The sequence below is a fragment of the Micromonospora sp. ALFpr18c genome (assembly GCF_008868155.1).
Lineage (GTDB): Bacteria > Actinomycetota > Actinomycetes > Mycobacteriales > Micromonosporaceae > Micromonospora.
The window spans coordinates 1-8624 of the sequence record NZ_WBKR01000241.1 but is presented as its reverse complement, the minus strand read 5'-3'; the positions used below and the strand labels follow the sequence as shown (position 1 = coordinate 8624).

At 67.0% G+C, this 8624-nt stretch carries 8 protein-coding genes and 2 pseudogenes; 6 read left to right on the top strand and 4 right to left on the bottom strand.

Annotated elements, in window-relative coordinates; all coding sequences use genetic code 11:
• Nucleotides 1-24: 24 nt before the first annotated feature.
• The 3 genes and pseudogenes from F8271_RS28040 to F8271_RS28030 all read right to left on the bottom strand — a co-directional run bounded on the left by F8271_RS28040 (nucleotide 25) and on the right by F8271_RS28030 (nucleotide 1653).
• Nucleotides 25-543, bottom strand: a complete 519-nt coding sequence (locus F8271_RS28040) for an acyltransferase (RefSeq protein WP_151492850.1) — start codon at nucleotides 541-543, stop codon at nucleotides 25-27.
• Nucleotides 544-700: 157 nt separating this feature from the next.
• Nucleotides 701-790 (bottom strand): annotated as a pseudogene (locus tag F8271_RS34295) (hypothetical protein); the annotation flags it as partial.
• A 590-nt stretch (nucleotides 791-1380) separates the two neighbouring features.
• Nucleotides 1381-1653, bottom strand: a complete 273-nt coding sequence (locus tag F8271_RS28030) for a hypothetical protein (protein WP_151492848.1) — start codon at nucleotides 1651-1653, stop codon at nucleotides 1381-1383.
• Between the two features lie 355 nt (nucleotides 1654-2008).
• On the opposite strand from F8271_RS28030, the gene F8271_RS28025 reads away from it, so the two are divergent.
• From F8271_RS28025 to F8271_RS28010, 5 genes and pseudogenes are all read left to right on the top strand, one after another.
• Nucleotides 2009-3094, top strand: coding sequence for a Zn-dependent alcohol dehydrogenase (locus F8271_RS28025; protein ID WP_151492847.1), 1086 nt, complete (start codon nucleotides 2009-2011; stop codon nucleotides 3092-3094).
• 481 nt (nucleotides 3095-3575) lie between these two features.
• Nucleotides 3576-3725 carry a hypothetical protein gene (locus F8271_RS28020; protein WP_192580496.1) on the top strand — a complete coding sequence of 50 codons (150 nt, stop codon included), beginning with the start codon at nucleotides 3576-3578 and terminating at the stop codon, nucleotides 3723-3725.
• Nucleotides 3726-3759: 34 nt separating this feature from the next.
• The gene (locus F8271_RS28015; RefSeq protein WP_151492845.1) at nucleotides 3760-4635 is read left to right on the top strand and encodes a hypothetical protein; all 876 of its coding nucleotides are present in this window, start codon (nucleotides 3760-3762) and stop codon (nucleotides 4633-4635) included.
• A gap of 477 nt (nucleotides 4636-5112) precedes the next feature.
• Nucleotides 5113-5331 carry a transposase family protein gene (locus F8271_RS33495; protein WP_225854820.1) on the top strand — a complete coding sequence of 73 codons (219 nt, stop codon included), beginning with the start codon at nucleotides 5113-5115 and terminating at the stop codon, nucleotides 5329-5331.
• A 60-nt stretch (nucleotides 5332-5391) separates the two neighbouring features.
• Nucleotides 5392-6477, top strand: a pseudogene (locus F8271_RS28010) (ISL3 family transposase); the annotation flags it as partial.
• A gap of 340 nt (nucleotides 6478-6817) precedes the next feature.
• Here F8271_RS28010 and F8271_RS28005 read toward each other — a convergent pair.
• On the bottom strand, nucleotides 6818-7945 hold the full coding sequence (locus tag F8271_RS28005; RefSeq protein WP_225854819.1) for a Fic family protein: 1128 nt from the start codon (nucleotides 7943-7945) through the stop codon (nucleotides 6818-6820).
• 306 nt (nucleotides 7946-8251) lie between these two features.
• Here F8271_RS28005 and F8271_RS28000 point away from each other — a divergent pair, with 306 nt between their 5' ends.
• Complete coding sequence (locus F8271_RS28000; RefSeq protein WP_151492844.1) at nucleotides 8252-8560, top strand: hypothetical protein; 309 nt, start codon at nucleotides 8252-8254, stop codon at nucleotides 8558-8560.
• The last annotated feature ends 64 nt before the right edge of the window (nucleotides 8561-8624 follow it).

Below are 8624 nucleotides of genomic sequence, written 5' to 3'. Positions count from 1 at the left end.
CTCTGCTGGCAACGCCTGAACGCCCTACCCACACCCACCTGACCAGCAACAACCGTCCCAGCGAGCCGGAAAGGGCCGCACCCCGGGAATCGGAGACCCGGCACACCGTCGTGACAGACGACGCACACACCTCACACCATAAGGGACAAAACGGTCAAGCCGAAAGCCGTACCAAGGGATCAATACCCTCTGACGGATCGAGGCCAGTAGGCCGGTCGCCCGCCCGGCCACGACGGTGAGCGCGGCGGCCAGGGCGAAGGTCACCAAATGACTCGGATAGATCTTGACGACGCGTCGCCGCCAGAAACTCGTCGTGCGGTCCGCCTTCCGGGCGGTCCAGGTCAACACGAAACCACTCAGAACAAAGAAGAGACCGACACCGTACGGGCCGGCGAGTGGAAACGCGGACGCGACGAAACTGCCGAGCGAACCGTCGATGAATTGCGTGATGACCGCGATGTGGCAGGCGAAGACCAGTGTTGTCGCGACAAATCTCAGGCCGGTGAGAGAGGGCAGTCTTTGGGCAACCGGGTTGTCTGTCATGGCAAGGTGGTCACCAGACGACCGGAAGGGCGCTGATCTCGCGGGCCAGGCCGCCGGACTCCCATTTCACATCCTTCGGCTCGACCGCCAGGCGCAGCGTGGGGAAGCGGGACATCAGCGACCCGAGGGCGATCTGCAACTCCGCCCGGGCCAGGTGCGCGCCGGGGCAGTGATGCGGCCCGTGCCCGAACGCGAGGTGCGGATTTCTGGCCCGGGCGAGATCGAGCACGTCGGGATCGGTGAACACCTCGTCGTCGTGGTTCGCGGAGATGCGCGACGGCAGTACCGCCTCACCGGCCTTACCACCAGCTCGCCGACCCGGATGTCCTGCGTCGCACAGCGGGCGAAGACGGCGGCCTCGTCGGTCTTCGCGTACCGCAGCAGTTCCTCGACAGCCAGGTTGATCAGACCAGGTTCGGTCGCCAGCCGCGCGAGCTGCGCCGGGTGACTGAGCAGGAAGTACGAGCAGTGCGCCAGCTGGTAGCTGACGCTGCCGTGACCGGTGGCCAGCATCAGCCGCGCCAGGGTGATCACCTCGTGCTCGTCCACCCGGGAGTCCGCCTGGTAGCCCTCGATCAGAGCGCCGATCAGGTCATCGGTGGGCGACGACAAGCGCTGGATGAACAAATCCGCGACGTACTCCTGGAGTTGCCGCACATGCTCCTGCGCCACCTCCAGAGGCATCGAGCAGGTCGCGGTCATCGCCTGGGACCACTGCGCGAACTGCGGCCGGTCCGCCTCGGGTACGCCGAACAGGTCAGCGATCACCCCGATGGCAAACGGTACGCCGAAGTCGCCGACCAGGTCCCACGGCGGTCCCTGCGCCGCCATCCGGTCCTACAGGTCGTCCGTGATGCGCTGGATCAACGGGCGCATCAGCCGGACCCGCCGTGCGGTGAAGACGCGCGAGACCAATTGTCGCAACCGGTTGTGGTCGGGCGGATCCAGCCCGAGGATGTTCTCCTCGGGCATCACGGGAGAGGCCCTCGGCTGGTCGCGCTCACTCGCCCCGGCGCGGCTGAACCTGAGGTCATTGTGCACCCACTCGACGTCGGCGTAGCGAGTCGCCAACCACGCCTCGTCCCCGAACGGCATTCGGACCAGGCTCATCGGGGCATCGCGACGCAGGCGGGCGTACTACTCGTGGATCGGTGGCGCGTCGTCCGCGTGGAACGGATAGGGGCGGGCTTCGTCAGCGGGTGCCATGCTCGTCCTCACGGCACCTGAGTGAGTTGTGAGTGCAGGTTACGACCACACATTATTCGGTGGGTGAGAAGCGAGCAATGCTGCGTTTGTCGATGTCGGTGCAGCGTTAGCGGCACATGCTGCGGACGTTGCTCTGCCGTCAATACGAGTGACCTTGCCTGCCCGCGTCCCGGTCCTTTAGGTTAGATTGCGCGTTCAATAGAGATATTCGCGGCGCGGGTAATTTGCAAACTGTCTACCGACAGCCTTGGAGGGCGAAGTGCGAGCAGCGGTCCTGCACCCGGGCGGCGGTCCGTCCCTGGATCTCCGCGACGATGTCACTGCCCTGGGCCCGGACGCGGGCGAGGTGAAGATACAGATCAAGGCCACCGGGGTGTGTCACTCGGATCTGTCGGTGGTAGCCGGTGGTCTGCCCAGCCAGGGCACGATGATCGTCGGCCACGAGGGTGCCGGGATCGTCTGCGAGGTGGGCCCGGGTGTGACCGGGGTCCAGGTGGGCGACCACGTCGTGGTGAACTGGATTCCGGCCTGCGGGCGCTGCCCCGACTGCGTCAACGGCGAGGCCCACCTCTGTATGACCTACATGTCGGACCTCTTCGGTAAGGCGCGGTTCGCGGTCGGCGACACGCCAGCGTTCGGCATGGCCGGCACCGGCACCTGGGCCGAGCAGATCGTCGTCCCCTGGGAGGCGGCCGTACGAATCGACGACGACATCCCGTTCGAGTACGCCGCGCTGCTCGGATGCGGAGTCTCCACCGGCGTCGGAGCGGCGATCAACACTGCTCGGGTTCGAGCGGGATCATCGGTGGCGGTGCTGGGATTGGGTGGCGTGGGGCTCTCCGTCGTCCAGGGCGCGAGCATCGCGGGCGCGGCGCGGATCGTGGCGGTCGACCCCAACCGGGCCAAGCACGGTGTCGCGATGGAACTCGGTGCCACGGACGCGATCACCCCGGATGATCTGCGCACCACCCATGACGCCGTCACCGGTGGGCGGGGCTTCGACTACGTCTTCGAGGCGGTCGGTCGGGCCGCGACCATCCAGGCGGCCTGGGACGTCACCCGGCGTGGCGGAGACACCGTGATCGTCGGTGCCGGCGCCGCGGACGACCTGGTGCAGATCAATGCGTTCGAGCTGCTCTTCCGCGCCCGTAACCTGGTGCCGAGCGTCTACGGCAGCTCCGACCTCCGTCGCGACCTGCCCCGCCTGATCGCCCTGTTCCGTCAGGGTCGGCTGAACATCGAGAGCCTGATCAACCGACGCATCCAGTTCGACGAATTGAACGACGCGGTGTCCGCCCTGGAGAAGGGTGACGTGATTCGCCAAGTGGTGCTCTTCGACGACTGAGCTTGATCTTCAACCCGTGGGGTCTTGCGGGGGCACCGACCGATGACGGTAACAGCCCTTGGTCGATGATCTTCTTGTCCAGGGAGGAGCATCAACTACCAGGGGCTGTTTCGGTGACCAGTGTCCCTGCCTTGGCGGTGCTCAACGCGCACTGGCTCGCGATCGTGCAGGCGAAGGTCGGGTTGGAGCTGCAGGGTCGGGTCCTCGCGACCGGGATCATGCTGAGTTGGCTGATGGTGCCGGTCGGGTTCCTGGCGGCCGGGCCGCTCGCCGGCGGGCTGTTCGAGCCGTGGATGCGCGACGGCGGGCCGCTAGCCGCCACGGCAGGGGCGCTGATCGGCACCGGGCCGGGCCGCGGCATCGCACTGCTGGTGATTCTGGCCGGGCTCGCCTCGACGGCACTCGGCGCCGCCGCATTTTCCACGGCTCACCGAGGTGGGCGTTGCCACCACCGTCATCGAGCCGGGCCTGCGGTATCGCCATGCGCCACGCTGACGACCACGTACACATCGTCGCCACGTTGGCGCGCGAGGACGGCCGTACCGACTGGCTGCGCAACGACTACCCGCACTGCGTCAAAGCCACCTACAACGTCGTCCGCCGCTACAACCGCAGCGTCGGGTCCCGCTGACCGCACCGCGCACCGCCGCCCTCACCCCGCCGAGGTGAGCAAGGCCCGCCGCACCGCCCACGCTCAGACGCCCCGGGATGAGCTGCGGCGGCGGGTAGCCACGGCCGTAGCTGCGGCGGGGTCGCAGGACGAGTTCTTCGCCCGGCTACGCGGGGCGGGGATCCTGGTCCGGCTCCGGTACAGCACCACCAATCCCCGGCGGATCACTGGGTACGCGGTGGCCCTCCTCGGCGTACGCACCGCCGCCGGGCAGCCGGTGTATTTCGGTGGGGGCCGGTTGGCGCCCGACATGACCCTGCCGAACCTGCGGCTGCGGTGGGGCACTCCCACGCTGCTGCCGGCGGCGCCTCCGGTCGGCCGGACCGAACGGGTCGCCGCAATGCGTCAGGCCGCCAAGGTCGTCACCGTGGCCGCCGGCGACATCCGTCGAGACGCCCATGCCGCGCCCGGACGGGCGCAGGCCATCGCGGTCGCCGCGGCGGACCTGCTCACCAGCCTGGCCTCCACGGTGGAGGGCTATGCGTCTTTCAGCAACACAGGCGATCTGGTCGCTCCGACTTTGGCCCGCGCCGCGATCACGGAGAGCAGCTTGGGCGATGCTCTTGAAGACTTCACGCAGAAGCGGCAGGGTAAGTACCACAGGCCGATCGCGGAGTGGGTGCATCGCATTCTTCGGCCCCTATTTTCGATCAACTGCCGGACCAGGACGCCTACGACTCGGAGTTCGATCGCGCCGAGGTCATGCTCGGCCTGCTCTCAACGGATGCGATCGATGTTCGGATTGCTGCATCATTTGAGGATCGCCACTGGGTTCGATCCCAGTGGTTCGGGCGCTCGATGTGGCGGTCCGCCCACCATTACGGCAACGCTGTCAAAGATTTCGCCCAGGAGTTTTCCGCGCAGGGCGTGATGTGGGCCCATTGCGGGCGAACCTGTTTTGTGGGGACGAGGACCGAGTTCGCGCGGCGCTGGAGGAGTACGGGAAGAACTTCAACGAGGGGGCCGGGCGCATGTGGTGAGCCGGGCGCAGGTGGGGCTGACAAACTCACGCACAATCGTGCGCCGAGGGCGCCTTTCGAGCTCGCTCGGTAAAGGACCAAGCCGCGGGCGCACCCATTGCTGATATCCCCTCACGTATACGCATTTGTTGAACTCGAAGAGACGCTGCCGAGTCCGATTACCGTCCGGAATGTGCCGACGTACAACCCGGACGGCCGCGAGTACGACATTGCCACCCCGGTTCCCGCGCGCCACGCAACTGTCATCGGGGCACTTCGAAGTTGAGCGGGGTTTGCGCCTGAAGCCGACCCGAATGTGAAGGGCTCGCAGCTCATCGATGATCATCTGAGTGTCTAAGTCGGATGGTCACGAGTGAAGAGCTGCGAGCATGGTCAACGATACGACCCGGTTGTTGTGGCTGGACGGGCTGGTCGCCGAGCGGGTGGAACTGGACGCCGCGGGTGTCCCGGTGATGGACCTGTCCACCGGGTGTGAGCTGGCACGGTGCTGTCCGCAATGCGGGCAGAGGGCGGTGCGGGTGAAGCAGTGGACGGTGACCCGGCCGCGGGACCTGCCGGTCGCCGGGCGGCCGGCGCGGTTGCGCTGACGGAAACGCCGCTGGTACTGCCCGACCCCGGCCTGTCCGCGCAGGTCGTTCACCGAGCAGGTCGCTCAGGTCCCGGCTCGTGCCCGGCTGACCACCCGGTTGCGGCAGGCGGCAGGTGCGGCGGTCGCCGACGGCGGGCGCACGATCGTGCAGTCGGCCCGGGATCATGGCATCTCGTGGCCGGTCGTCGCCGAGGCGTTCACCGCCCACGCGAACGCGGTGCTGCCGGCCGAACCTGGGCCGGTCGCGGTGCTGGGCATCGACGAGGTTCGCCGTGGCAAGCCGCACTGGACATGGGACGAACAGGCTGGATCCTGGACCACAACCGCAGACCGGTGGCACGTGGGATTCTGTGATCTGTCCGGCGGACAAGGGCTGCTCGCCCAGGTCGAAGGCCGTAACACGGCGGCGGTCACGGGCTGGCTGACCGGGCGCCCGCAAGCCTGGCGTGATCAGGTTCAGGCGGTGGCGATCGACATGTGCACCGTGTTCAAGTCCGCGATCCGGCAGGCGCTACCGCACGCGGTGCTGGTCGTCGACCACTTCCACGTCGTGCAACTGGCCAACCGGGCCGTCACCGAGGTCCGCCGCCGTATGACGCTGACCCAACGCGGGCGCCGCGGCCGTGGCAGCGACCCGGAATGGCAGATGCGTAACCGGCTGACTCGCTCCGCTGCCCGCGTGCCTGGCAAGCACGTCGATCGCCTCGTTGACACCCTCCAAGCCCTGCCCGCCAAGCTCGGCGCCCCGATCCTGGCCGCGTGGAACGCGAAAGAAGACCTGCTCGACCTGCTCTCGACCGCCCGCACCCAACCCGACCGGGAACACGTCCACCGGCTCCTGCACCGCTTCTACGCCCGCTGCGCCGCCTCCGACCTGCCCGAACTGCACCGACTCGCCACCACGATCGAGACCTGGTGGCCGCAGATCCACGCGTTCCTGACCACCGGAATCACCAACGCCGGGTCGGAAGGCACCAACCGGGTCATCAAGACCGTCGCCCGCGACGCCTATGGATTCCGGAATCCCGAGAACAGCGGCTACGCACCCGCACCGCCACCACCCACCGCCACCGCGGACACCTCAACCCCGCTTAACTTCGAAGAGCCGTCATCGGCCCGAGCGTGCACGGGATCGGGCCGATGAGGCGCGTCCGGCCGAGGGGGCTCAGGTACCAGGATGGGTCCCGGCGGCTTGCTCAGGACCCATCAGGGTAGGCTGAAGTTCAGCCGAGCAGGATAGCGCCTACCAGGCACAATTCGTGTTGGGAATCGGTTCGTGTCGATCCTCGGACACCAAATTTCGTGGAAAATCACGATAAATAGGACAGATTGACTGTCCCGTTTGGCCTATTTAGGCCCCAGGTGTTGTGAGTTTAGAATGCTGCCGGTGCGACCGGCTGCATGGGTTCAATTCGGTAGATAGGGAATGGTGCCCGTTCGCGGCGCGCTGACTGTGGGAGAGTGGCAGTGCCGCGGCCTGCGCGTCACTGTCGGTATGGGTCGATGATTTCCTTTGGGCGCAGCGCGGGGGCGGCGAGGTCGCGCAGCGTCTGCGAGGTGAGGTAGAACCTGCCGCGGGTCTCGCCGTGTTGTTCGAGCATGTCCGCCCGGACGAGGGCGCGAAGGTCGCGGGTTGCTTGGTCGTCGGTGAGGTTTTCGTCGCGTTGATAGAGGGTGCGGCGTACCCGACCGCCGGTGGCGGCGAGGTGTAGGGCGCTGACGACCCGCTCGGGCAGCCCGTTGCGCCGGACCCAGGTGTCGAGCAGTTCCCAGAGATGCGCTGCTTGGTCGAGGCGTTGCCGGACCAGTTGGGCTTGTTGGTGGTGGGCGCTCAGGCAGAATCGGATCCACCTGCTGGTGTCGTTGTCGGGCTGCCAGGTTGGGCCGCCGACCTCACCGAGCGCGTCGTAGTAGGCGTAGGTGTTTCGGCCGACGCCGAGCCACTCCTCGATCGAGGAGAACTCTGGGGCGAGGACACCGTCGCGGGCGAGTACGAGGGTGTGGAGGCAGCGCGACATTCGGCCGTTTCCGTCCCGCCAGGGATGGATTTTGACCAGGTTCAGGTGGGCCATGGATGCCCGGACGAGCAGGGGGGTTTCCGGTTCGCCGTCGGCCAGCCAGTCGATCAGCTCGGAGATCAGCGACGGAACGTCGTCGGCGTCTGGCCCGGTGTAGACGCGTCGGCCGGTGTGCGCCTCGTCGATGTGGATGTCTCCTGGGCGGTAGCGGCCCGGCCACTTGCTGAGGTCATGGCGGAGCATCATGAAGTGCAGTGCGTTGAGCAGCATGTGCTGCCAAGTGAACTCGCGTGAGCGGGCGAGTTGTTGTACGTAGGTCAGGGCGTCCCGGTAACCGGTGATGACTTCCCAGGTCTGCGGGTTCGTCTCCACCGGCTCGTCGCCGGCGACGGCCGCGGCGGCGTCGTCCAGGGAGACCTGGTAGCCCTCGATCGAATTGGAGCCTTGGATGGCGTGGGCGATCAGGGTGCGTCGGAGTTGCCCTGTCCAGCGGTGTGGCTCAGCGATCTGATACCGCAGGTTTTCCCGCATGGTGTCCAGTTCGCCGAGCACGCGCTTGTCGTCATCGGCGAGTGCAGGAGTCCGATACAGCATGCGCTAATCATACAATGCTTTCCGCTGAATCCCAGATTGATTTCAGCATTACGGGGTGGGGGGCATCAGGCCGCTCCTGACGCGTCACGCCCCGTCGCGTACCGCACTGCATGAGGTTGTTCGGTCATGACACCACTTATCCGACCGAAGGAACATCTCGTCGGTCCACTCGCACCTGCTGCCCTGCCCGCGCGTCCGGGTCCAAGCCCGATGCCGATGCCCGCTCTACCTGCCCGAGTCTGCCCACCGGCGATTACCGACGCCAGCCTGGTCCTGGGGATGGCTCTTCCGGCCCGCTGTGGCCGGGTGAGCGCGCAGCAGCTCCTGCGCGCGTTGGGCTGGCCCCCGCACCACCGCATCGACGTTGAGACGCGCCACGGCATGCTCGTCATCTGCTCGGCCAGCGGCGGCCGGCATCAGGTGGGCAGCCGAGGTGATCTGCCCTTGCCGGCGAATGCCCGACACATGTGCCGCATCGAGCCCGGCCAACCCGTGCTGCTCGCCGCCATCGTCACGCACGACCTGCTCGTCGTGCTGTCCCGCACCGGGTTTGATGGAGACATCGAATCCTGGAGGAACACCGGCGATGCCTGCACCGAAGAAGTACAACGATGAGTTGCGTGAGCGTGCGACCCGGTTGGCGGTCGAGGCCCGGCGGGATCCGGCGTCGGCGGTCGGT